We start from the raw sequence: 24,442 nt of genomic DNA, 5'->3' as shown, positions 1-24,442 counted from the left end.
TACTATTTTTATTTCAACGCTTTGATCCCCATGTTCCAGAGTGCAAAAGCATACTTGTCAACTGTACTATTGATCAAGACTTCCGTAGAGCGGCCAGCGCCATGTCCCGCCTTAGTTTCAATACGGATCAAAACCGGATTATCACAAGCCTGCTTAGCCTGCAGTTCGGAGGCAAACTTATAGGAGTGTGCCGGAACAACACGGTCGTCATGATCACCTGTTAATACCATGGTTGCAGGATAGCAGACCCCTTCTTTTACATTGTGCACTGGTGAATAAGCTTTCAAATAATCAAACATCTCCTTGCTGTCAGCGACAGTACCATAATCATATGACCAGCCTGCACCAGCCGTAAAAGTATGGTAACGCAACATATCCAATACACCGACCTCTGGCAATGCTACCTTAGCCACTTTAGGGTCAATAGTCATTGTCGCGCCCACAAGCAAACCACCATTCGAACCCCCCGACAACGCGGTGTACTCAGGCGAGGTATAACCATTCTCCTGCAGATAATGAGCCGCAGCGATAAAATCGTTGAATACATTCAACTTATTGAACTGTCGGCCCCCATCATGCCATTTTTTACCATATTCACCGCCACCCCGTAGATTGGGAACAGCATATACGCCACCATTGGCCAACCATACTGCAGTTGAAGTACTGAAAGCCGGGGTCAGGCTGATATTAAAACCACCATAACCATATACAATCGTTGGATTTTTACCGTTCAAAGTGATGCCTTTTTTATAGGTAATGATCATAGGCACCTTCGTTCCATCTTTAGAGGTATAAAATACCTGTTTTGATTCGTATTGATCACTGTCAAACTTGACATTCGGTTTGATATAAAGCGTGGATTTTCCCGAGTTGACATCAAACTTATAGCTCGATGAAGGTGTAATGTAATTCGAGAAACCAAAATAGATTTCCTTTTCTTTTTTCTTACCCGAAAAACCACTTGCGGTACCTACCCCAGGCAATTCAATCTGTCTGATTTTTTTACCTGTATAATCGTATTGAATTACCACGGAGACAGCATCTTTCAAATAGTTCGCAAAAAGAAAACCTCCACCGGTACTGATCGAAAGTACATTTTCGGTTTCCGGAATGACGTCCTTCCAGTTTTCTTTGGCTGGGTTTTTAAGGTCAACTTTTACTAAACGGTTATTGGCCGCTTTATAATTTGTTTCCAATAGAAAGGTATCTCCGATATTATCGACCACACCTGTATTTGCCTCAAAATGATCCTGCAGGCAAACGATTTTACTATTCGGTTTGCTCAGATCCTGGTAATAAAGTTCATTCCCTGTAGTTGTATTAGCAGCAGAAATAATCAGATAGCGTTGGTCATCTGTTAATGAAGCTCCTACATAACGTCTCGGAGTTGCCGAACCGCCAAAAATCAGTTGATCTGTAGATTGTGCCGTATTGAGCTTATGGTAATATAATTTATGCTGATCTGTTTTCTCGGATAATTCTGATCCTTTTGGTTTATCATAACTTGAATAGTAAAATCCATCATTTCCTTTCCAGGCAATGCCTGAGAATTTTACATCCACAAGTGTCTCTCCTACCGGCGTTTTATCCTTTGCATTCAACACAATCACTTTTCTCCAATCTGAGCCACCCTCAGAGATCGAATAGGCAACCAGACTTCCGTCTTTTGAAAAAGAAACGTCAGCCAGGGAAGTCGATCCATCTTTCGAAAAGGTATTCGGATCAAGGAAAACTTCTTCAGTACCATTCTCGCCCTGTTTGCGGTAAAGTACAGAATGTTGCTGAAGCCCATTGTTTTTAAAGAAATAGGTATATGCTCCTTCTTTGAAAGGCGTTCCTATCTTTTCGTAATTCCAAATTTCGGTCAATTGTTCTTTCAATTTTGTCCGGAAAGGAATGGTATTTAGATAATCAAAAGTGACTTTATTTTCAGCCTGAACCCAGCTTTTCGTCTCTGCCGAGCGGTCATCCTCCAACCAACGGTAAGGATCGGATACTTTCTGCCCCCAGAATTCGTCTACGACTGTGCCTTTATTTGTCGTTGGATATTTCAGCTGCTGTCCACAAACAGTGCTCGCTGTACCTGCCATACCGATCATCATCAGGATAAGGCCAATTTTTTTGTTTATCATAAAAAACTTTATACTTGTTTCATCCAAAAATAACAAATATAATTTCAGAATTCATAGTGCTAATCGAAGTAAATGTCATTCTTTTCCATTCAGAAACAATAATTCACGCCTTCCAGCGAACCCACCAAATAGCGGTCTATGGATTTTATACACGCCTAATTTTTACATCAGCTGAAATTTTTTTAGCTTTATTTAAATCTTCTAATATCACTTAACAATGGGCAAAAGAATCGCTTACCTTTACCTGGCCATATCCCTTTCAGCAATCGATATGAGTCAGGCGCAACAGCTTCCAATAGATCAGCAATATCGCTCGACACCTAGCAAGATCAACAACCTCGTCCATACCAAACTCGATGTCCGCTTTGATTATAAAAATCAATTTTTGAACGGAAAAGAATGGATTACACTGCAACCACATTTTTACCCAACGGATTCACTGCGCCTGGATGCAAAAGGCATGGACATCAAACAAATTGCACTGGTCAACGGACAACAGCTTATTCCTTTAAAATATACTTACGACGATCATTCGCTCGCGATCAAACTGGACCGCAATTATCTTGCAAATGAGAAATATACCATCTACCTGGATTATACCGCCAAACCCAATCTGCTAAAAGCACAGGGCAGCGCGGCAATCAATGATGCAAAAGGACTCTATTTTATCAATCCGGATGAAAGCTCGCCGAACAAACCGCAGCAGATCTGGACGCAGGGCGAAACGGAAGCTTCTTCCGCCTGGTTCCCAACAATTGACCGTCCTAACCAAAAGACAACGGCAGAAATTTCCATGACAGTATTGGATAAATATGTCAGCCTATCCAATGGTGCTTTGGTAAGCCAACAAAAGAACAATGACGGAACACGTACCGATACCTGGAAAATGGAACTTCCCCATGCGCCCTACCTTTTTATGATGGCCGTGGGAGATTTCAAGATCTACCAGGATAAATACAACAACATCCCCGTAGATTATTACCTGGAACCAAAGTATGCACCTTATGCCAAAGATATCTTTGGCAAAACTCCGGCCATGATGGACTTTTATGGTAAAATCCTGGGAGTACCCTATCCATGGAATAAATATGCACAGATTGTCTGTCGCGATTATGTCTCCGGCGCTATGGAAAATACCACAGCGACTTTACACGGCGAACATGTTCAAAAGACCAAAAGGGAACTTTTGGATGATAATGAAGAAGGTACCATTGCTCATGAACTGTTCCACCAATGGTTTGGCGATCTGGTTACCGCCGAGTCCTGGTCCAACCTAACGATGAACGAATCTTTCGCGACCTTTGGTGAAATCATTTGGCATGAGCATGATGGCGGCAAAGAAAAAGGAGATAAATCGAGATTTGAAAAACTACAGTCTTATCTCAAATCAACGCAAAACGGCAATAGTCCAGCACTTGCACGATATTATTACCACGACAAAGAAGATATGTTTGATCATATCAGCTATGCTAAGGGTTCATTGATTCTATACGCCTTAAAAGAACAGATGGGCGATGCGGCATTCTATCAATCACTCAAAAAATACCTGACGGAAAATTCGTTCAAAACGGGCGAACCGCAACAATTGCGTCTGGCGATGGAAGAAGTGACAGGCAAAGACTGGGCCCCTTATTTCAATCAATGGTACTACAAAGGGGGGCATCCAATCCTCAGCGTAACGCACAAAAGTGAAAACAATACACTTGTCCTTAATATCGCTCAGGTTCAAGATTCCACTGTCCAAACATTCCAATTGCCACTCAGCATTGACATCTATACCAAAGAAGGCAAAATCAGTAAAACAGTACAGCTCAATAAACGGGCAACCCAACTGACTATACCGCTGGCAGGTCCCCTTGAATTTATTGATATGGATCCCCAAAAGACGCTTGTCGGTGAAATCCGGATCGACAAAACTGAAGCAGATTATCTTTATCAATATGAACATGCGCCCTCTTTTGCAAACCGTGTCAGCGCATTGGTATTTGCCCTCAAAAATCCAAAAACATCCGCCGCGCGGGAGTTATTGACAAAGGCACTGGCCGATTCGGATGCGGACCTGGTGGCGATGGCTATACAGGGAACCGATCTAACAGATCCTACTGTCCGCAAGTCAGCAGAAAAAATAATCGCTTCGCTGGCAGAAAAATCAACAGCTTCAATCGTTCGCTCATCTGCGATTGCTAAACTGGCCGGGCTAAAAAGCAAGAAATATGAACCGCTCATATTCAACGGATTAAAAGATCAATCCTATATGGTCATTGCTAGTACCTTGATGGCGATTAAGGCAAATTATCCTGCAAAGTTGCAGCAGTCGATTCAGAAAGTAGATGCAGAGGCCGCTGAATATTTAAAGGCACACATCGCCAATCTGTCCAAATCGTAAATGCATATTGTGGAAGCGAATTTTGTATTCGCTTCCATTTTCTTTAGATTTGGGCACATGTCAACAAGAAATAAAATCTATTTTGCCTCAGACTTCCACCTGGGATCCTATCCACTGGAACATTCACGCGAAAGAGAGCGGTCTATTATTCAGTGGCTCGACGAAATCAAAGTCGATGCCGCGCACCTTTATCTTGTTGGCGACATTTTTGATTTCTGGTTTGAATATGCGACCGTAGTCCCCAAAGGTTACATCCGCTTTTTGGGTAAGCTCGCAGAGCTTGCCGACCTGGGTATCCCAATCACGTTATTTAAGGGCAACCATGATATGTGGATGTTTGATTACCTCAAAAAGGAATTAAATGTGCAGATCATCGACAATGAACTGGAGCTTGAGCTTGACAATAAACTTTTCTACATCCATCATGGTGATGGTCTCGGTTCTGGTGATTACAAGTACAAATTGCTCAAGAAAGTATTTCGAAGCCCTTTCTGCCAATGGCTTTTTGCCCGATTGCACCCTAATCTAGGGATAGGTATCGCCACCCGCTGGTCCAAGCACAGCCGGCTCGCCAACAATGAAGATGAAAAATTCCTGGGCGAAGACAAAGAATGGCTGATCGGTTATGCGAAGGAAATCGAAGGTCAACAACATCATGACTTCTATCTATTTGGCCATAGACATCTACCGTATGATATCAGACTTAATGCAGATAGCCGTATTGTCAACCTGGGCGAATGGATCAATTACTATACCTATGCGGTATGGGACGGAGACACTTTACGTTTGGAAAAATGGGAGAAAAAGTCGTAATTTCTTTGGCAGATTGCCTATTGGGCTATCATTTTTTACAGGCAGAAAGCATCCATAAGCTAGAACGGATCAGTGAAACACTTACCTGTAAGCGCAATAACCTACTGATCAAACAAGATAAGATACAAAAAGACATTTATTTTTTGGCTTCTGGATTGGCTCGGGTTTATTACGAAACCAAAGATCGGCAGATCACCCTGGACTTTGTGTCTCCCGGTGGTACTTTAATTTCGATGAACAGCTATGTACATGATACACCGGGCTACGAAAACATCGACCTGCTCGAAGACAGCATCGTGTACAAAATTGACCAAAAACAGTTGTTCGCCCTCTACGAAACAGATATTGCCATTGCCAATTGGGGTAGAAAAATGGCTGAACTGGAGTTTATCAAAGCGGAGCAGCGCACCATGTCCAAACTCTTTAATACAGCTCAGGATCGCTATATTGAACTGTTGCAAAAATACCCTCAATATATACAACGGATCAAACTTGGTTACATTGCTTCCTACCTAGGGGTTAGCCAAGTGACTCTCAGCCGTATCCGCGCGAATATCCTTTCAAATTTTTAACATTTGTTAAAATTATTCTGCTGGAAAACGTAGACCTTTGTCCCTGAAACAAAAAACAGAGATATGAACTGGGTATTTTTAATTCTTGGCGGGTTATGTGAAATTGGTTTTACAACCTGTCTTGGAAAAGCCAAGGACGCAGAAGGTAGCGAGCAATGGCTGTGGTATGGCGCCTTCGTTGTCTTCCTATTCGCAAGTATGGGCTTACTGATCAAAGCAACACAAACACTACCTCTTGGAACGGCCTACGCTGTTTGGACCGGTATCGGAGCTGTGGGAACGGTTTTAATGGGTATTATCTTCTTTAAGGAACCTGCAGATTTCTGGCGCATATTCTTTATTTTCACGCTGATTGCCTCCATTGTTGGGCTAAAAGCAGTTTCCGCTCATTAATAGCTGGCAGGTAGTTCAAAAGCAACAAAATTTCCTTACTTTTGTACTCTCAATAGTAATCTAGGTCATAAATTCCTAGAAGAAGCATTTTTGATATATGTTAGATAAATTACAAGCGATCAAAGAAAGATGGGAAGAAGTGGAAGCCGAATTGAGCAACCCGGACACCATGCAAGATATGAAACGTTTTGCCAAATTGAATAAAGAATACAAAGATTTGGGCAAAATCGTAGATCAATACCATATTTATAAAAATATGGTGAGCAATATTGACACCAATAAAGACATCATCATGAACGAGAAGGATCAGGAACTTCGTGAGATGGCCAAAGAGGAATTGGATCTTTTATTGGTTGAAAAAGAGGAAAAAGAAGAAGAAATCCGTTTAATGCTGATTCCAAAAGATCCGGAGGATGCCAAAAACGCGATTATCGAGATTCGCGGCGGAACAGGAGGTGATGAAGCAGCACTATTTGCAGGCGATCTTTACCGCATGTATACCCGTTATTTCGAAACCAAAGGCTGGCGCAATGAGGTGATGGATGTTACCGAAGGTACTTCTGGCGGTTATAAGGAGGTAATTTTAAAAGTAATCGGCGAAGACGTTTACGGCCAGTTGAAATATGAATCTGGTGTACATCGGGTACAACGTGTTCCTGATACAGAAACACAAGGACGTGTGCATACATCAGCAGCCTCGGTTGCTGTATTACCAGAAGCCGAAGATGTCGACGTGGAAATCAATCCGGGTGATATCGAATTGCAGACATCCCGTTCGGGTGGTGCCGGTGGTCAGAACGTCAATAAAGTAGAAACAAAAGTACAGTTGACACATAAACCAACAGGTATCGTTGTAATCTGTCAGGTGGAACGTTCGCAATTAGCCAACCGTGAACTCGCGATGGAGATGCTTCGTAACAAACTTTATGAGCTTGAACTGAACAAAAAGAACGGTGATATTGCTGCAAAAAGAAAAACTTTGGTATCGACCGGAGACCGTTCGGCAAAAATCCGTACCTATAACTATCCACAAGGTCGCGTAACTGAACATCGTATCGGTATGACGATGTACAACTTGCCCGCAATTATGGACGGTGATATTCAAGGAATTATCGACGCATTGCAGTTTGCAGAGAATGCGGAGAAGATGAAAGAGGGTCAAGTAGACTAGTTTTTTTTCAAAAAATCTTTGCAGATACGTAAACAAACGCTATATTTGCACACCTTCTGAGGAGAAGGGTTGAGGTCTGGTAGTTCAGCTGGTTAGAATACATGCCTGTCACGCATGGGGTCGCGGGTTCGAGTCCCGTCCAGACCGCTTCAAAAAAAGAGAGTAATCTCGGTAAGTTCTTTAACAAAATAAGTTTTTAAGATTTTTAGGTCTGGTAGTTCAGCTGGTTAGAATACATGCCTGTCACGCATGGGGTCGCGGGTTCGAGTCCCGTCCAGACCGCCAAAAATTTTTAAAAACAATCCTTAAGATTTTAGGTCTGGTAGTTCAGCTGGTTAGAATACATGCCTGTCACGCATGGGGTCGCGGGTTCGAGTCCCGTCCAGACCGCTAAAATTTTAAAAAACATCTTGTTGGTCTGGTAGTTCAGCTGGTTAGAATACATGCCTGTCACGCATGGGGTCGCGGGTTCGAGTCCCGTCCAGACCGCCAACAAAAAAAGCATCATTTGAATAAAATGATGCTTTTTTTTTTACACAAATCTCTACGCCTATTTTTTCAACTCATACTGCAGTGCTCCCGAGGGACAGCGCTTAATCTGGTCGATCAGCTCAGCTGTACTTGCGTTTTCAGCCGTAATCCAGGGTCTATCTTTCGGATGATATACCTGTGGCAAACTTTTAACACAGACCGCAGCGTGTTCACATCGTTCGGGAATCCAAAGGACATCGATCTCCCCGTTGGGATGGGCATATTTAACAATTTTTTCTTCCATAATAAAAAATCTCTCCTGAACTACTAATACCAATAAGAACAATTTTGTTTTAGGAAATCGGACGTCTTTGTTTAATTAGCCTGCTGACCCGATAGATCATAAAAATACTCACAACAGAGAGCAAAACAACGATAATACCCAAGGTCGGGTAATGCTCCAAAGGACTTTCTTTTGTCTGTTGCACAATGATCACACCCGCAAGAGACGCAGCCACTCCCCCAGCAAGCTGCTGTAGGGACGAACTGATGCTCATAAATGCACCCCTGTCTTTCATCTCAGGAACAGCACTGATCAGTGCTGAGGAAGGCGTCATGCGACTTAGTATACCAGCCATCATCAGAATATTCAGAAGCACAACAAGGTAAAATGGAGAGACTCCCAGATTGGTATAGATCAACACCACTACCATCAACCATAGCGAAGCAAATGCGAAGATTTTAAATTTATCGTAACGATCACTCAATTTACCCACGATGGGCATTATAATCAAGGAGGCTACACCTGAAATCATAAATAACAGGGGAAGTTGCTCATGGCTAACATGCAGATTATTGACGGCAAAAGCGCTTCCAAATGGCATCATCATATAACCTCCGATGGAGAGTAGTGCTGTCGCCAGAAAACCGATACGGTATTCCTTTTGCGAGAATGTCGCCCAAAGGTGTTTCAGCGCCGATTGATGCTTCTGTAAACCAATATGTGCCGTAATTGGTATCAATTTAACTGCAATAATGATCACAATAATCAAAGCCATGACCGCGATCCAAAGAAAAGCACTGTGCCAGCCCCAGTTGTTTGCGATATACAGGCCTATCGGAATTCCCAGCACCTGACTTGCGCCGAAGCCCATCTGTACAAAGCCCATAACACGTCCCCTTTGCTGCAACGTGAAAATATCAGTAATAATAGCCATGGAAATCGAACCGATAACACCGCCAAATAAACCGGTAACCACGCGGGCAGCAACCAAAGCCCAATAACCATTGGCGAATCCACAGAAAAAAGTTCCGACAATAAAACCGGAGTAAAAGAACAGCAAGAGCTTCTTCCGGTCAAAACGATCGGCAAAACCCGCTGTCAGTAAGCCCGATGCACCGGCACTAAAAGCATAGGCTGAAACCGCAACTCCAAATTGGGCTGGCTTTAGATTGATAGCTTTCATCAAAATATCGCCCATTGGCGACATTACCATAAAATCAAGTACAACGGTAAATTGTGTAATCGCCAGCAAAAACACCACGAGTTTCTGGTACGCCGTAAAGGGTGCATTCGCCTGTTGGTCTATCTCCATATGATAATAATGATTTTGGTTTAAACTGGGTTAAAAATACACAAGCGCTGGAACATTCTACACAATAAGTCCATAAAAATTATTCAATATGCCTTTTAACACCTTTAGATCCAACTTTTTACTAAAACCGCTGCTAGCATATCGTAAGCCTTCGACATGTTTCAGTTCCTTAGCGGCATATCTGCCGAATAATAAAGGGACTCGACGGTCAGGCTCACTATGCCATGGACAGGGCTCTTTGATTTGCCTGATATTTATTGAACTTATGGAAATAATTAAGCTTACAGGATGCTGATACAGCATATAGCTTTGCAATGAATGCGGGCAATGGGTTTAATTTAATAACAATTGAAACTGTAGAAAAAGCTGTCTTTACAGAAAGCATATCCATAAAATAAAAAAGCCAGCACTCCTGTGTCCAGGTGCTGGCTCTAATCGCTTTTAGCGTGTTTTTTATTCCGCGATAACAGCAAATTCTGCTCCCGAAGCGAAATCATCGCCACGCTGCGAGCTCAATGCCGTAAAGCGGATATAACGTCCCTTGACAGGTTTCTCAAAGCGAACGGTTTTGAGTTTCTTGTTTCGCTCGAATGTACCCGACATCACCTCTTCCCAGTTTTTACCGTCTTTACTTATCTGAATTTTATAATCTTTGATATCGCCATTTGCGCCATCCGCTCTCGGCAAAAATGTAAAACCTTTGATCGTCTTGACACTCGCGGCATCAAAATCAACCCAATGCGGATATTGAGCGACAGTAACTGAATACATCGTATGCCAGATTGAGGTAGGATCGCCATCCAACAGGTTCTTGGCATCACCTTCTCCGGTCTCCTGGCTGGAAGCAAAGACGACGTCCATCGGAACCGTCTCGATCTTGCTGTACTGCTGTGTCACTTTTAGTTTTTCATTCCCCTGGTACCAGGCCGTTATTGTTCCGCCTTGACGCAGATCAAAAGGGTTCTTGTAGGTATTTGCCTTTCCATTGTTCACCGTGTACAGTACAGTCTCTGCTTTATTTCCGGAAAGCACAGCTACCTCACCTGTGGAACTTCTGGCGAATGAAATAGGCGCATCACCAGCTGTAGCCACCCCTGCTTTAGCCAGATAATCATTTTGCTGTACAGGGCGGATAATAAATCCTATTGACGTTGGTGCCGCTTTCACTCGGTCTTTTTCCAATGGGGGTCCCTGTCCACAACTGTTGCCCCCGAGTCCGGTGACCGCAGCGTCAAGGTGCACATGCACGCCGGAGCTCTTTGGCAATTGATACGGGTGCGGTGCAAAGGTCAATTCCAGCTCACTGTATTCCAGCGCAGATGTCGCAAGATGTTCCTTCGCAATAAAGATTACCCCCTGTCCCTCCTTATTCGTCAGGGATGTCCAGCGGACATCCTCGTTATTACTCATATTCTGCGGATTGGGCCAAGCTACGAATTGATCTCTTACAGTGCTTTTATGCAGTTCTATAAATTGCGCCGTCTTACGATCTGCATAATTATTGATCGGACCACGTCCATAATACGTGTAGTTGCCAAACTCACCTGGCAATTGCAAGGAATAGCCCAACCTGGCCAATACAACAGATGCGTTGTTGGAAGTAATGCTGGATGATAATTCAATCGAGCCATCTTGGTAAATCGTCCAGATCTGATTGCTGGTAAATTTGAAATCATCCTTGCCAAATGGTTTATCCTTATGCTCTTTGAGTGTATAGGTTCCTGATGTTCCTCCTAACAAGGAAGCACCGTAGGGAGCCTGTGACTCAATTGTAAACGCCAAAACGACAGTCCCGTCTTTCTTGGTATAGCTATTGGAAGACAAGACTTTGTGCTTTAAGTTGTGTAAGCCCTTTTCAAACCATTGCTGGTAAGCCCAGTTATCGTTATCGACGGGCGCACGCAATGCATCCAGTTTAGGTCCTTCCCCATCGCGTATAATTTGCTTACCTGCATATGTTAAGCTGTAGATTGATCCGGTATTATTATCAAATTTCGCGAGAAACTGATCTCCTTTAACGATCTGCAGCTCACCTTCTTTGAATAAAACTGGATTTTTCCCTTTGGCAACAGCCGAAATCAACGGTTTATTTTCTGCTGCTTTAACAAACAGTTGCTCTTCCATCTGAACAAAGCCCTTATTCGCCCATGGCTTATCTGTCTTAAGCAAAAACTGAACTTTTACAAAATATTCCGATCCTGCATCCAATTTACCATATTCAATAGGCAGGACAACTTGTTTTCTCTTTCGGGCATCGGGAAGATCAGCAGCAGCTATTGTACCACCGCTTCCGGAAACAACAACCCCATCTTTGAACAGTGACCATTGAACCTGATAATCACTCAGATCTTTAAAATAGTTTTTATTGAATAGCTCAATTTTTCCCTGCGTCATATCGATGGCCTTAACGGCTACATTTTGATAGACTTTTTTAACCTCATAGTATTGAGGTTTGGGTTTCATATCGGCGAAGATCAATCCATTGTTGACAAATGTACCGTCATTGGGCTTGTCTCCAAAATCACCGCCATAAGCTAAAAACCGTTCGCCGGTTTTCTTATCATAATAATACATAGCCTGGTCAATCCAATCCCAGATTGCGCCCCCCATAAAGAAATTCGTCGACTCTATGGCTTCCCAATAATCAATTAAATTACCGACGGCATTACCCATGGAGTGTGAGTATTCAGAGATATGAAAAGGATATTTTAATTTATAGGTTCCCTTGACCGCCCCTCTGACCCAGTCAATCGAAGGATATTGATTTGAGCCCATATCCACGATCGCATTATTGCGTTCGTATTGCACAGGCCTGGAGGTATCAATTTTTTTGATCGCATCATAAGCTGCCACAAAATTATCTCCGGGACCGGCCTCATTCCCAAGTGACCAGATCACAATAGAAGGGTGGTTGATGGTGGCATGCACCATTTCGATATTCCGCGCTACATGGGCATTTTTCCATTCCGAAACATGAGAGAGTGATTCCTTTCCATAATAGTATTGATGACTCTCAATATTAGCCTCGTCCTCAAGGTAGATGCCGTATTTGTCACAGAGGTAATACCAGTACGGAGGCTCTGGATAGTGTGAGTTGCGTACGTGATTGATGTTGGCGCTTTTCATCAGTTTTACTTCAGCTTCCATCTGCTCCCGCGTAACCACCTTTCCGTGTTGAGGATTTGTCTCATGACGGTTCACTCCTTTCAGCTTCACTGTTTTACCGTTGACGTAGTAATAACGTCCAGCAAGACCAAATTCATCCTCAGAGGCTTTGGTATCTTTAATTTCAACCTTTCGAAATCCGACATAGGTAGAGACTGTTTCAACAGTTTTATTTTTCTTATCCTTTAATTCCGCCACCAGGGTGTACCGATAAGGAAGTTCAGCCGACCATTTGTCTGGATTCTTGACCGTTAATAAGGCTTCCGTGCTATTGGATCCCTTTACCTCCAATTCAGGAACAAGGGCTGACACCTCAGCCTGATCAACCAGCGTATTTTCATCGCTATACAGTTTGTTCTTATATAACGAATAAACAAGCTTATACCCATTGGCTTTCTTATTGCTTAAATTGCGGACAGTACCAGTAATTTTCAATGCGCCATCTTCATAATGCTCATCCAATGTTGGAATTGCTGCAAGGTCACGAATTTGGACTTTGGGAGCTGATGTCAGGGAGACATCGCGAAATATTCCCGGCAGGCGAAACATATCCTGGGCTTCCAGGAATGAAGCGTCCGAGCTGCGGTAGACTTCTACGGCCAAAACGTTCTCCCCGTCTTTTTTTAAGAAAGCGGAGATATTAAATGAAGCGAGGTTTCTTGAATTTTTTGAAAAACCGACATATTTCCCATTCACCCAAAGGTAGAAAAATGAATCTACTCCGTCAAAATTGAGAAATACCTCACGTCCATCCCAATCTTTGGGGACCGTAAAATTACGACGGTATGATCCGACTTCATTGCGGTATACATAAGTCGTCCAATCTTGTGGAGGTGTGCGCATCACCCCACCGCGCCAGTCATCAACCTTCACCTGATGCTGAAAAATCACGCGCTGATTGGTATAGATAGGCACACCATATTTTAAACTGCCATCCTTCTGAATACCGAAGATATTCCAGCTCATTGGAACGGGCACAGTCTCCCAAGTCGTGACATCATAGTTGGGCTCGTAAAATTCTTTTGGCCGTTCTTCGGGCGTTTTTACCCAATGGAACTTCCAGGAACCGTTGAGTGAGCGCCAAAAGTTACTATGCTCGGGAAGTACTTTTCTCGCAGTTTCAACGTTTGAAAAGGAGAAGAACGAAGCATGTGGCAATTCCTTATTCAGTGAGAGCAATTGCGGTGATTCCCATTCGTTTCCTTTTGGCGATAACATATCTCCATACTGAAATCCTGCAATAGGAGCCGTGGAAGTCTGCCCTATGATTGAGGTCGAATGCAGGGACAGCAAAGAGGCCAGTAAGGTTGAAAAAATAACGGATTTTCTTAACATCATGTATTTAAGCATTTTAGTTCAGGAAACCAAATGTAACTTCATTTTAGAGGAATAACAAGCAGATTATTAAAGCACTCGATTGCGAAACTTTTTCGATACATGGAAAAACAATTGTGGATTCTAAGCGTATCCGAATGTAGGCGCAAAAACAAATGCTTTCGGTTTCAGGGAATAAGCAGTATTTTTGGGCTTAGATTTCGCATTAAACAAATAAAAGTTTACGTTTGAAAATATTTTGAAGATTTTCATTTTTCAAAGGGTTACAATTTAGGCATTAAGGTATTAATAGGTGAGTAAATTCAGTAAATCAGTCCTGCTAGAAAATGATGAGCAGATCATTGAAGGCCTTAAAAAAGGCAATAGCTTGGCGATAGACAGTATCTATAAACGATACTATCCATCCATAAGTCATATGATACTGCAAAACAATGGAAGTGAGGATGAAGCAAAGGATATCTTTCAAGAGGCTGTGATTGTGCTCTATGATAAAGTTGCCAAAGGCGACTTTGAACTCAGCAGCAAACTCAAAACATATCTTTACTCGATTTGCCGAAGGCTTTGGCTAAAACAACTCAATCGTACTGGTTTTAACAATAGTGACATTAGCGGTTATGAGGACTCCTTATTCGAGGAAGAAGACTTACAACAGCATCAAGAGCTTGAGAAGAAGTTTGATCAAATGGAACTTGCGCTAGAGAAAATGGGGGAACCTTGTAAGACAATCTTACATGACTTCTATATCTTGAACCACTCGATGCAGGACATCTGTGAGAAATTTGGTTATACCAATACAGATAACGCCAAGACTCAAAAATATAAATGCCTGCAAAGGCTGAAAAAAATATTTTTTTCAACAGATTAACATTTGAGTAACACCATGGGAACAATGAATCAAAAAGAATTTTTCGAATTGGCTGACCAATATCTGCGCGGAGAGTTATCTGCAGCAGAAAAAGTAGCGTTCGAAGCTTTTTGTGCTGAAAACCCGTCTTATGCTGCCCAATTACAACAACACAGCGACTTTGTTGCCAATATGAAGGAAACTAGCCAAAGGCTTGACTTCAAAAAAGTATTGGCCAACTCAGCCAAGGAATATCATAAATCCCAAGGTACAGCCACTAAAGTGGTTCCGATAAAACAATCCACCGTTATATCACTTTGGGAACGGATCAAAGCCAGCTCATTGGTAGCTGCAGTTGTGGCAGTATTTGCGGTATTTGGCACCTTATGGCTGAGTGGTTATTATAGCAACCTAGAGAAGGCCTCATCGGATTACAGTGCCTTGCGTCGCGACATGAACAATGTCAAAAAGAACGTCAACGCACATAACGCCGCCATAAAAGATATCAACGATAAAAAATCGGTTAAAAGTAGCGAAAGCCAATTTGGTGCAACCGGCTTTATGTTGACAACGGATGGTTATGTGGTGACCAATTATCACGTGGTCAGTGGTGCTGACTCCATTTACCTGCAAAACAGCAAAGGAGAATCTTACAAAGCACAGGTCGTTCACAGCGATGCCAGCAAAGATTTAGCAATTCTATATATCGCCGATAAAAACTTTAAAAAGGCTAAAAGCTTGCCTTATACCTTCAAAACCTCTACTTCGGATTTAGGAGAAGATATCTACACTATCGGCTTCCCGCGTGATGAAGCAGTATATGGCCAAGGATACTTAAGCTCGTCGACAGGTTATGCCGGTGACACCATTGCCTATCAGATATCTGTTCCGGTCAATCCCGGCAACAGCGGTGGTCCTGTATTGGATAGCAGAGGTAATGTGATCGGTATTATCTCCGGTAAACAGCGAGGAATAGATGGTGCTGCTTTTGCCATCAAAACCAAGTCAATCATGAATGCGCTTGCAGATATCCCTAGTGATTCGTTAAGCGCAGGTGTAAAAATCAACCGGAAGAATACATTGGCAGGTTTACCGAGAACCGAACAGATCAAAAAATTACAAGACTATATTTATATGGTTAAAGTCTACTAAGACTTCGATCTTTAATGTTTATAGAAAAGGCGGTACTTAAGTATCGCCTTTTCTTTTTTTGCCAGGGCAATATTCACCTCCAGCCCAGTGATTTCGATGCAAATAATGACTTGTTCCCCTAGCTCCAATTTAAGGTTCACAGTTCCTATGACATAGGATCTAATAAAAGAAACTATCCAATAACAAAAGAAACTATCCAAAGAAGGAGATTCCCTGCGATGGGCACTCGATAAGAGCTATTGTAGGACCTGGACAAAATCAAAGAGGGAGCATCCTTTCTTACAGGACGCTCCCTCTTTTTATAAGAATTTCACCTAATTGATTATAAATTAGGCTGTGGAGTTGTTCTTAAATAAGGTTTGATTTCCTTAAATCCTTTCGGAAATTTTGCTGGGATATCTTCCGTTTTGATTGCAGGGACAACAATGACGTCTTCACCATGTTTCCAGTCAGCTGGTGTTGCGACCTGATAATCGGCGGTGAGCTGCAATGAATCGATTACACGTAAGATTTCATCAAAATTACGTCCTGTAGATGCAGGATATGTCAATGTCAACTTTATCTTTTTATCCGGGCCGATAATGAACACCGAACGTACAGTAGCTGTCAAAGAAGCGTTCGGATGAATCATATCATACAGCTCGGAAATGTGTCGATCTTCATCGGCTATAACCGGAAAATTCACTTCTGTTTGCTGTGTTTCATTGATATCCTTGATCCAGTTCAAATGATCGGTTACGTTGTCTACACTCAAGGCAATTGCTTTAACTCCTCTTTTGTCAAATTCAGATTTCAATTTCGCAGTGCGGCCTAGCTCTGTTGTACATACAGGTGTATAATCAGATGGATGTGAAAAAAACACCACCCAGCTATCTTTAATATAATCGTGAAAATCTATTTCACCAATAGTCGTTTGCGCTTTAAAATTTGGCGCTTCGTCTCCTAATCTTAAACTCATAATCTTATCTTTTAAATATGTTCAAAACTACATACTCTACAAATATAGTAGATTAAATTTAGCAAACAAATAATTCCCTATTTTTTTAGATTCAGATGAAAAACAAAGTTAAAATACTATGCAAGCATAACATATATTTAGTATATTTGAGTATAAGCGAACTATTTCCTCAACAAATGATTGAAATTAGCGCTCCTACTGCGATTTTAAAAACATTTTTGCTTCGCGGTGATTTGTAAAGAGTTACAGTTATGATAAGTTATAGACCATAAAAATTGAGATATCATGAACTTTGAATTAAGCGAAGAGCATAAAATGATCCGTGATGCGGCACGGGAGTTTGCCCAGGAACTAAAAGCAGGTGTCATACAACGGGATGAGGAAGCCCAATTCCCTACCGATTTTGTCAAACAAATGGCCGAACTGGGCTTTATGGGAATCATGACGCCTGAAGCCTACGGCGGCGCCGGCATGGATACCTTAGCCTATGTGCTTGTATTAGAAGAGATCGCCAAGATTGATGCATCCGCAGCCGTTATTGTTTCCGCCCATAATTCATTAGTGCTTTATGGACTCAATGCTTATGGAACCGAGGAGCAAAAGCAAAAGTACCTCGTTCCGCTCGCCAAGGGAGAGAAACTGGGCGCATTTGCGCTTTCGGAGCCTGAGGCGGGATCGGACGCCTCCTCGCAACATACAATTGCCGAAGACAAAGGCGACCATTATCTGTTGAATGGCACTAAAAATTGGATTACAAACGGTGGTCATGCGGACATCTACCTTGTCATCGCACAGACGCATCCAGAAAAAGGTCATAAAGGTATCAATGTGTTGATTGTGGAAAAGGGCTTACCGGGATTCACTATAGGACCAAAGGAAAATAAATTAGGGATCCGCAGTTCGGATACCCATTCCCTGCTGTTTTCAGACGTCAAAGTGCCCAAAGAGAATCGCATCGGTGAAGATGGATTTGGATTTAAATTTGCCATGAAAACCCTCGATGGTGGGCGCATAGGCATCGCGGCGCAGGCCTTGGGCATCGCAGCAGGTGCATATAATCTTGCGCTTGCCTATGCCAAGGAACGCAAGACTTTTGGTAAACCTATTTCAGAACATCAGGCCATCCAATTTAAACTGGCCGATATGGAAGTCGATATCGAAACAGCCCGCTTGCTAACCTATAAGGCTGCGTGGACCAAAGACCAAGGCCTACCCTATGGAAAAGAAGCTGCAATGGCCAAACTGCATGCTTCTGAGGTAGCCATGAAACATACGGTCGAAGCTGTACAGGTACACGGGGGTTACGGCTATGTAAAAGAATATCATGTGGAAAGGCTTATGCGTGATGCGAAGATCACCCAAATTTACGAAGGAACATCGGAGATACAACGTTTGGTCATCGCAAGGGAAATCCTACGCTAGACTATTGATAGCCTAGCTTAAATAAAAAACCTGTCCGCTTTATGAGCGGACAGGTTTTTTATGGAGTATTCAATTTATTATCGATCATTGCAAGGTACTGATAATCCTGAAAAGAAAAACTCGCCGTTTCAGCCATTGCCAAATTTAACATGAACTTTGCTTTTCGCAATAAATTCTGCTGTTCTTCCGCTCCTGTATTCAACCCATCAAAGAGCAAGGTCAATGCCAGTGGATGCAACTGCTGAACCTGCAACTGTTCTTTTGCGTAAGTTGCGAGTTCGTCTTCCGAGAGACCCAAATAAAAAATCCGATCTCTTTCAAAAAACTTCTGATAGGCATCAGCAAATACCGTCGGATCCGTCGGTTCGGCAAAAGCATCGTAACCGTCAATCCAGATACGAAGAAATTTTCCAATGTCTTCGACCCAACGTACCATTAAATCTTTTTTAAAACTTATTCCCATTGTCTATTCTTACCGAATCTGTCCATTACCCCTGACAATCCATTTTTCCGTTACCAGCTTTTCCAATGCAAAGGGTCCGCGCGCATGAAGTTTCTGTGTCGAAATACCTATTTCCGCTCCCAATCCAAATTCCCCGCCATCCGTAAAACGGGTGGAGGCATTCGCATATACCGCGGCTGCATCTACTGCATTCAAAAATCGTTCGATAGTCCCTTCATTCGAAGATACAATACATTCCGAATGTTTTGATGAATACTTTTCGATATGTTCCAGTGCTTCGTCCAAACCGTTGACTGTTTTTATGGAACACTTCAAATCTAGAAATTCTCTTCCAAAATCTGCCTCTTCAGCGGCCACTAAATTTGAAAATCGTTGCTGCGTCAATAGCTCAAATGCCAGCGGATCCGCAAACACTTCTACCGCGGCATTTTCGAGATAGGGTGCTAATTTATTTAAAAAATCCGGTGCCACCGCCTCATCCACGATGACCGTATCTAAAGAATTACAGACCGATGGTCGGGAGATCTTCGCGTTGGCCACAATACGTGCTGCCATGTCGAGATCAGCCGTTTGATCCACATAGGTATGACATACCCCCGCACCTGTTTCGATCACCGGAACTTTTGCATTTGCCCGAACAAAATCGATCAGGGACTGTGAACCACGTGGAATAATAATATCTACATACTTGGTTGCTTCCAGTAATTCGGACACATGTTTGCGATCGACCGGTAACAATTGTACAATATCCTTGGATATCCCTTGCTCTTCCAGAATAGCATGAATAACCTTCAGCAAGGCCTCATTTGTATAGCACGCATCAGAACCTCCCCGCAACAAACAAACATTGCCAGATTGGATACAGAGCGCTGCAACATCTATCGTGACATTTGGCCTGGATTCATAGATAACGCCAACAACACCAAGGGGAACAGTTATTTTCTCTATTTCCAGTCCATTTGGCAGCACCTTCTTCAGCAACAGCTGATCGGTCGGATCCGGTAGATCAGCAATCTGGCTTACGCTTTCTGATAGTGCGCGCAAACGATCGCTGTTCAACAGAAGACGGTCTTTTTTAGGATCTTCATCATCCATACGATCCAAATCTATTTTATTAGCCTGCAGGATGAGCGCCTCTTCTTTAACAAGTGCCGCAGCGATTGCCTTTAAAGTTGCTTTTTTCGCGTCAGGAGCAAATTCTTGCAAGAATTGTTTCGCCTTGGTAGCTGCCTTCAGTTGTTCAATTATTGATTCACTCATAACAATACGATATCATTTGCATGTGCAATTTCTAAATTCTTTTTACTGGACTGGGATAACAAAGATGAATCCGTTTTTGCCCGGGCAACGGCAACGGTTAGACCTTCGAGGTTCACGATATTCAGTACCTCCCCTTTCTCAAAATGCTCAACAATACGGGTTACCCCGACAGCCAGTAAGCTTTTATGTTTTAACAGAGCTTCCTCAGCGCCACGATCAATCATCAATTCGCCCTTAATTAAGCTTCCACTGGCCAGCCATTTTTTTCGCGAAGAGATCTTTTTACGCTCAGGCAAACACAAAGTACCTGTCTCGTGTTTAATGGCTTTTGTGATTGCATCTTCGGTCTGCATGCTAAAAATAACTACTTCAATTCCCATCTGATTGGCAAGACGCGCAAAGTTCAGTTTTGAGGTCATCCCCCCTAATCCCACTGCAGATTTATCCTTTCTTGCCAATCCCAGAATATCCCTGTCAATAGCTTCGATCGTCTCGATAATTTTATTATTGGCATCCAATACTCCAGGAACAGAAGTACTAAACAGCAATTTTTCAGCCCCAAACCCAACTGCAATCAGTGTGGCCAGTTCATCGTTATCAGAAAACTTCAGTTCTTTATTACTCACCACGTCATTCTCATTCGCAATTGGGATCACATTACTACGCCATAGTTCCTCATAAGTATTCTTTAGCTGGAGGAACTGATCCCGGTTAGAGAAGTGATGCCTTTCACATAGACTTTGTGCCAAGGAAATCTTAAAAGGCCTGAAATAGGTGGAATACGTATTAATCAATATCGGATTTCCGATAGCAGCAGCTGCCTTCCGTTCAGACAGCGTACCTGTGTAACTGGGGAGAAAACGCTTGCCGGCAGCAACAGCACCTGAAGACACCAGGACAATATTGTACTTCTTCTGTAAGGCGGCAATCTGTCTGGCAATCTCCAAAACAATACGTTCATCAACTTCTCCCTCTTTCGTGGTAATAGAAGCCGATCCAAATTTGACAACGAGAATAGGCTTTTTCATCGTAAGTATGCTTTAGTTTAGATTAAAGCTCTAATTTACTGAGAAGAATTCAATTTTTGCAAAATATGTTAACATTTGAACAATATTGAGCAATAAAATGCCAGCTGATTTTATCTGAGTAAAAGTCTTCGCAAAAAGAAAAAGCAAAATGCGGTCCTTTTATCTTATTGAGTAAAGTCTCAACAATTCGGTTGAAAATCAGCCGACAAAACCAATTTTGATACAATCCCATTTATAAATCAGCTCAGCGGTCAGTTACGATGAAAAACGTTCATCGTACAGCTTTTCCAACGAGAACATTTCATCACGATATTTTGCTGCTTCCAAGAAATCCATTTCTTTTGCCGCTTTATCCATTTTCTTACGGACATTATCAATCGCTTTCTTCAGGTCTTTCTCGCTGAGGTACTGCATGACCGGATCAGCTGCAATAGCCTGTGTAGGATCAGGCTCAACATAAATCTTCTGCTCAACCCCTGAAAAATCAGCAACAGAGGTCTGTTCCAGAATTTCTTCCCGGGTCTTACCAACCGTGCGTGGTGTAATACCATGCTCAAGGTTATAATTCATCTGCTTCTCGCGGCGTCGGTTCGTCTCGTCTATTGTTACGCGCATACTATCCGTCATTTTATCAGCGTACATAATGACCCGTCCTTTATCATTCCGGGCAGCACGTCCGATAGTTTGGATCAGCGAGCGCTCCGAACGTAAAAATCCTTCCTTATCGGCATCAAGTATAGCCACAAGGGTAACTTCAGGCAGATCCAATCCCTCCCGAAGCAAATTTACTCCCACTAAAATATCGAACTCTCCCAAACGTAATCCGCGTAAAATCTCCACCCGTTCCAAGGTTTTAATTTCCGAATGTATATAACGTACTTTCAGATTCAGTTTGGTCATGTATTTGGATAACTCTTCAGCCATCCGTTTGGTCAGCGTCGTCGCTAGGACACGACCGCCTTCCTTAATAGTCTTGTCGACCTCTTCCAAAAAGTCATCCACCTGATTGATGGCTGGACGCACTTCAATAACCGGATCCAATAAACCCGTCGGACGGATGACCTGCTCAACAACAACACCTTCTGTCTGCTGCAGTTCATAATCTCCAGGAGTCGCCGAAACATAAATAGTCTGATTGGTCAAGGATTCAAACTCCGGAAAATTCAACGGTCTATTGTCCAACGCTGCCGGCAATCTAAAGCCATGTTCTACCAAAGAGACCTTACGTGACCGGTCACCACCATACATGGCCCGCAACTGTGGTAAGGTAACATGGCTTTCATCAATAACAAGCAGGTAGTCTTCCGGAAAATAATCCAGTAAACAGAAAGGGCGCATACCCGGCTTTCTACCATCAAAGAATCGGGAATAATTTTCTATTCCGGAACAATAGCCGAGTTCGCGCATCATTTCCAGATCATAGTTCACCCGCTCTTCCAAACGTTTGGCTTCCAGCATAAGCCCCTCTTCCTCCAATTGCGCCTTACGCTGCATTAATTCATCCTGGATAGCCCAGATCGATTCCTTAAATTTCTCTTTCGGCGTAACGAATAGGTTCGCAGGAAAAAGTGCTAGATCTTCCATTTTGTTCAAGGTCTTACCAGATACGGGATCGATTTCACTCAATTCATCAATCTCATCGCCAAAAAATGAAATACGGATCGCAAAATCCAAGTAAGCCGGATATACGTCTACGGTATCTCCTTTAACACGAAATGTACCGCGCTTAAACTCTGTTGTTGTTCTGGAATACAGAATTTCAACCAATTTATGTAAAAAAGCATTACGGGTGATTGTCATCCCTACGCCAAAACGAAAAATTGACCGCGAGAAATCTTCCGGATTTCCCATACCATAAATACAGGACACCGAAGAAACCACAACAATATCCCGCCGCCCGGACATCAGTGCAGAAGTCGTCGCCAATCGCAGTTTCTCGATTTCTTCATTGATTGCCAGATCTTTTTCTATATAAGTATTTGTGGAGGCTATAAATGCTTCAGGCTGATAATAATCATAGTAAGAAACAAAATAATTGACCGAATTATTCGGGAAGAACTGTTTGAATTCACCATAGAGCTGTGCAGCCAATGTTTTATTATGACTTAATATCAGCGTTGGCTTTTGTGTTTCTTGAATTACATTGGCTACAGTAAATGTTTTACCGGATCCAGTAACCCCCAGAAGTGTCTGATATTGCTCGCCCTGCTCCACACCTGCTACCAATTCTTTGATTGCCTCTGGTTGATCACCCGTCGGTCTATACTCTGATGTTAATTCAAATTTCATACAATTCCTATTTCTTAAAGAAAACTATTTCGACCTCTCGCTAAACCTCATAGCAGACCTGTTAATACATTTCTGCTAAAAAAATCCGTCACACAAACTCCTTGATGTAATCTACTGAGGTTGCAATTGCGCAACAACGGTCTAGGGCCATATATCAGATGGTCTACACACAAATTTACTAATTTTTTTACCATTTTATATCAAACTATAATTACGCCGAAGATGTTATTACTTTCAGTTGATTATTTACTATCTTTAGCTTTAACAGAACTAGCAAGCACGCCATGGTCACTATTCTATCTACCCAAAATAGCATTGCAAATCATTTTATTGCAGAATTGAGAGATGTAACGATTCAGCGGGATCGTATGCGTTTCCGACGGAATCTGGAACGGCTCGGAGAAGTATTTGCCTATGAGATCAGCAAAACTATGACTTTTAAACCTGTGGAAGTCGAAACCCCGCTTGGTGTTGCCAAAACACAGCTGCTAATGGAACAGCCAGTATTGGCGACCATCCTAAGGGCTGGACTTCCATTTCATCAAGGGCTGTTAAATATCTTCGACCAAGCCGACAACACCTTTATCGCGGCCTACCGGCACACTAAGAAGAGTGGAGAGTTTGAGGTTCATAAAGAATATGTAAATACACCGAATTTAGACAATAGAACAGTTATCATCGTCGATCCGATGCTGGCAACCGGAAAGAGCCTCGTCTTATGCTGCAAAGATCTTCTAGCCGAATATGAAATCAAGGAATTACATATCGTTGCTGCAATCGCATCGGAAGAAGGATTAAACCATGTCAAAGCTTTTGTTCCTACAGCACATATTTGGGTGGGCGATGTCGATCATGAATTGACAACAAAAGCCTATATCGTTCCCGGTCTTGGCGATGCCGGAGATCTAGCCTATGGTGAAAAACTCCATTAATGTGGATAATTATTTAAAATTAAATTAACACTTACTTCATTGAAATTCAGTAAATTTATGT

The 24,442-nt window shown here is 42.5% G+C and carries 18 protein-coding genes and 4 tRNA genes; 13 read left to right on the top strand and 9 right to left on the bottom strand.

Features of this window, described 5'->3' with window-relative positions; genetic code table 11:
- Nucleotides 1-8: 8 nt before the first annotated feature.
- The gene (locus ABDW32_RS13615) at nt 9-2,132 is read right to left on the bottom strand and encodes a prolyl oligopeptidase family serine peptidase (protein ID WP_343563263.1); all 2,124 of its coding nucleotides are present in this window, start codon (nt 2,130-2,132) and stop codon (nt 9-11) included.
- Between the two features lie 217 nt (nt 2,133-2,349).
- Between ABDW32_RS13615 and ABDW32_RS13610 the strand changes: the two genes are divergently transcribed.
- The 9 genes from ABDW32_RS13610 (at nt 2,350) to ABDW32_RS13570 (ending at nt 7,959) form a co-directional block, all read left to right on the top strand.
- Nucleotides 2,350-4,518, top strand: coding sequence for a M1 family metallopeptidase (locus ABDW32_RS13610; RefSeq protein ID WP_343563262.1), 2,169 nt, complete (start codon nt 2,350-2,352; stop codon nt 4,516-4,518).
- 57 nt (nt 4,519-4,575) lie between these two features.
- The gene (locus tag ABDW32_RS13605; RefSeq protein WP_343563260.1) at nt 4,576-5,331 is read left to right on the top strand and encodes a UDP-2,3-diacylglucosamine diphosphatase; all 756 of its coding nucleotides are present in this window, start codon (nt 4,576-4,578) and stop codon (nt 5,329-5,331) included.
- Nucleotides 5,313-5,903, top strand: a complete 591-nt coding sequence (locus ABDW32_RS13600) for a Crp/Fnr family transcriptional regulator (RefSeq protein WP_343563258.1) — start codon at nt 5,313-5,315, stop codon at nt 5,901-5,903. The genes ABDW32_RS13605 and ABDW32_RS13600 overlap by 19 nt, the downstream gene beginning before the upstream one ends.
- 63 nt (nt 5,904-5,966) lie before the next feature.
- Entirely contained in the window at nt 5,967-6,296 is a 330-nt protein-coding gene (locus ABDW32_RS13595; protein ID WP_343563256.1) for a multidrug efflux SMR transporter, read from the top strand.
- Between the two features lie 97 nt (nt 6,297-6,393).
- Nucleotides 6,394-7,467: a peptide chain release factor 1 gene (gene prfA, locus ABDW32_RS13590; RefSeq protein ID WP_343563254.1), complete on the top strand. Its 1,074-nt coding sequence runs from the start codon at nt 6,394-6,396 to the stop codon at nt 7,465-7,467.
- A 73-nt stretch (nt 7,468-7,540) separates the two neighbouring features.
- Nucleotides 7,541-7,614, top strand: a tRNA-Asp gene (locus tag ABDW32_RS13585).
- 61 nt (nt 7,615-7,675) lie between these two features.
- Nucleotides 7,676-7,752: transfer RNA gene (locus ABDW32_RS13580), tRNA-Asp, on the top strand.
- A gap of 31 nt (nt 7,753-7,783) precedes the next feature.
- Nucleotides 7,784-7,857, top strand: a tRNA-Asp gene (locus ABDW32_RS13575).
- A 25-nt stretch (nt 7,858-7,882) separates the two neighbouring features.
- A tRNA-Asp gene (locus tag ABDW32_RS13570) sits at nt 7,883-7,959 on the top strand.
- A gap of 58 nt (nt 7,960-8,017) precedes the next feature.
- Here the strand turns inward: ABDW32_RS13570 and ABDW32_RS13565 are convergent.
- From ABDW32_RS13565 to ABDW32_RS13555, 3 genes are all read right to left on the bottom strand, one after another.
- Complete coding sequence (locus ABDW32_RS13565; protein WP_343563252.1) at nt 8,018-8,242, bottom strand: (4Fe-4S)-binding protein; 225 nt, start codon at nt 8,240-8,242, stop codon at nt 8,018-8,020.
- A gap of 49 nt (nt 8,243-8,291) precedes the next feature.
- Entirely contained in the window at nt 8,292-9,533 is a 1,242-nt protein-coding gene (locus ABDW32_RS13560; protein ID WP_343563250.1) for an MFS transporter, read from the bottom strand.
- A gap of 453 nt (nt 9,534-9,986) precedes the next feature.
- Complete coding sequence (locus ABDW32_RS13555) at nt 9,987-14,036, bottom strand: glycoside hydrolase family 2 TIM barrel-domain containing protein (protein WP_343563248.1); 4,050 nt, start codon at nt 14,034-14,036, stop codon at nt 9,987-9,989.
- 289 nt (nt 14,037-14,325) lie between these two features.
- Between ABDW32_RS13555 and ABDW32_RS13550 the strand changes: the two genes are divergently transcribed.
- Both ABDW32_RS13550 and ABDW32_RS13545 read left to right on the top strand, forming a co-directional pair.
- Nucleotides 14,326-14,898, top strand: coding sequence for a sigma-70 family RNA polymerase sigma factor (locus tag ABDW32_RS13550; RefSeq protein WP_077438011.1), 573 nt, complete (start codon nt 14,326-14,328; stop codon nt 14,896-14,898).
- A 24-nt stretch (nt 14,899-14,922) separates the two neighbouring features.
- Entirely contained in the window at nt 14,923-16,029 is a 1,107-nt protein-coding gene (locus ABDW32_RS13545) for a serine protease (protein WP_343563245.1), read from the top strand.
- Nucleotides 16,030-16,351: 322 nt separating this feature from the next.
- Here ABDW32_RS13545 and ABDW32_RS13540 read toward each other — a convergent pair whose 3' ends face one another.
- Entirely contained in the window at nt 16,352-16,987 is a 636-nt protein-coding gene (locus ABDW32_RS13540; RefSeq protein WP_121125603.1) for a peroxiredoxin, read from the bottom strand.
- 285 nt (nt 16,988-17,272) lie between these two features.
- On the opposite strand from ABDW32_RS13540, the gene ABDW32_RS13535 reads away from it, so the two are divergent.
- Nucleotides 17,273-18,409, top strand: a complete 1,137-nt coding sequence (locus ABDW32_RS13535; protein ID WP_343563241.1) for an acyl-CoA dehydrogenase — start codon at nt 17,273-17,275, stop codon at nt 18,407-18,409.
- 58 nt (nt 18,410-18,467) lie between these two features.
- On the opposite strand, the gene ABDW32_RS13530 is transcribed toward ABDW32_RS13535, so the two are convergent.
- The 4 genes from ABDW32_RS13530 to uvrB all read right to left on the bottom strand — a co-directional run bounded on the left by ABDW32_RS13530 (nt 18,468) and on the right by uvrB (nt 23,449).
- Entirely contained in the window at nt 18,468-18,845 is a 378-nt protein-coding gene (locus ABDW32_RS13530; RefSeq protein ID WP_343563239.1) for a hypothetical protein, read from the bottom strand.
- A 36-nt stretch (nt 18,846-18,881) separates the two neighbouring features.
- Nucleotides 18,882-20,132: a glutamate-5-semialdehyde dehydrogenase gene (locus ABDW32_RS13525; RefSeq protein WP_343563237.1), complete on the bottom strand. Its 1,251-nt coding sequence runs from the start codon at nt 20,130-20,132 to the stop codon at nt 18,882-18,884.
- Nucleotides 20,129-21,160 carry a glutamate 5-kinase gene (gene proB, locus ABDW32_RS13520; protein WP_343563235.1) on the bottom strand — a complete coding sequence of 344 codons (1,032 nt, stop codon included), beginning with the start codon at nt 21,158-21,160 and terminating at the stop codon, nt 20,129-20,131. The genes ABDW32_RS13525 and proB overlap by 4 nt, the downstream gene beginning before the upstream one ends.
- Before the next feature lie 255 nt (nt 21,161-21,415).
- Complete coding sequence (gene uvrB / locus ABDW32_RS13515) at nt 21,416-23,449, bottom strand: excinuclease ABC subunit UvrB (RefSeq protein WP_343563233.1); 2,034 nt, start codon at nt 23,447-23,449, stop codon at nt 21,416-21,418.
- Between the two features lie 284 nt (nt 23,450-23,733).
- Here uvrB and upp point away from each other — a divergent pair, with 284 nt between their 5' ends.
- Nucleotides 23,734-24,381 carry a uracil phosphoribosyltransferase gene (upp, locus tag ABDW32_RS13510; protein WP_343563231.1) on the top strand — a complete coding sequence of 216 codons (648 nt, stop codon included), beginning with the start codon at nt 23,734-23,736 and terminating at the stop codon, nt 24,379-24,381.
- The last annotated feature ends 61 nt before the right edge of the window (nt 24,382-24,442 follow it).

The organism is Sphingobacterium sp. (genome assembly GCF_039596235.1).
GTDB lineage: Bacteria > Bacteroidota > Bacteroidia > Sphingobacteriales > Sphingobacteriaceae > Sphingobacterium.
The sequence above is the reverse complement of the archived record's forward strand: the minus strand, read 5'-3'. Positions and strand labels throughout refer to the sequence as shown.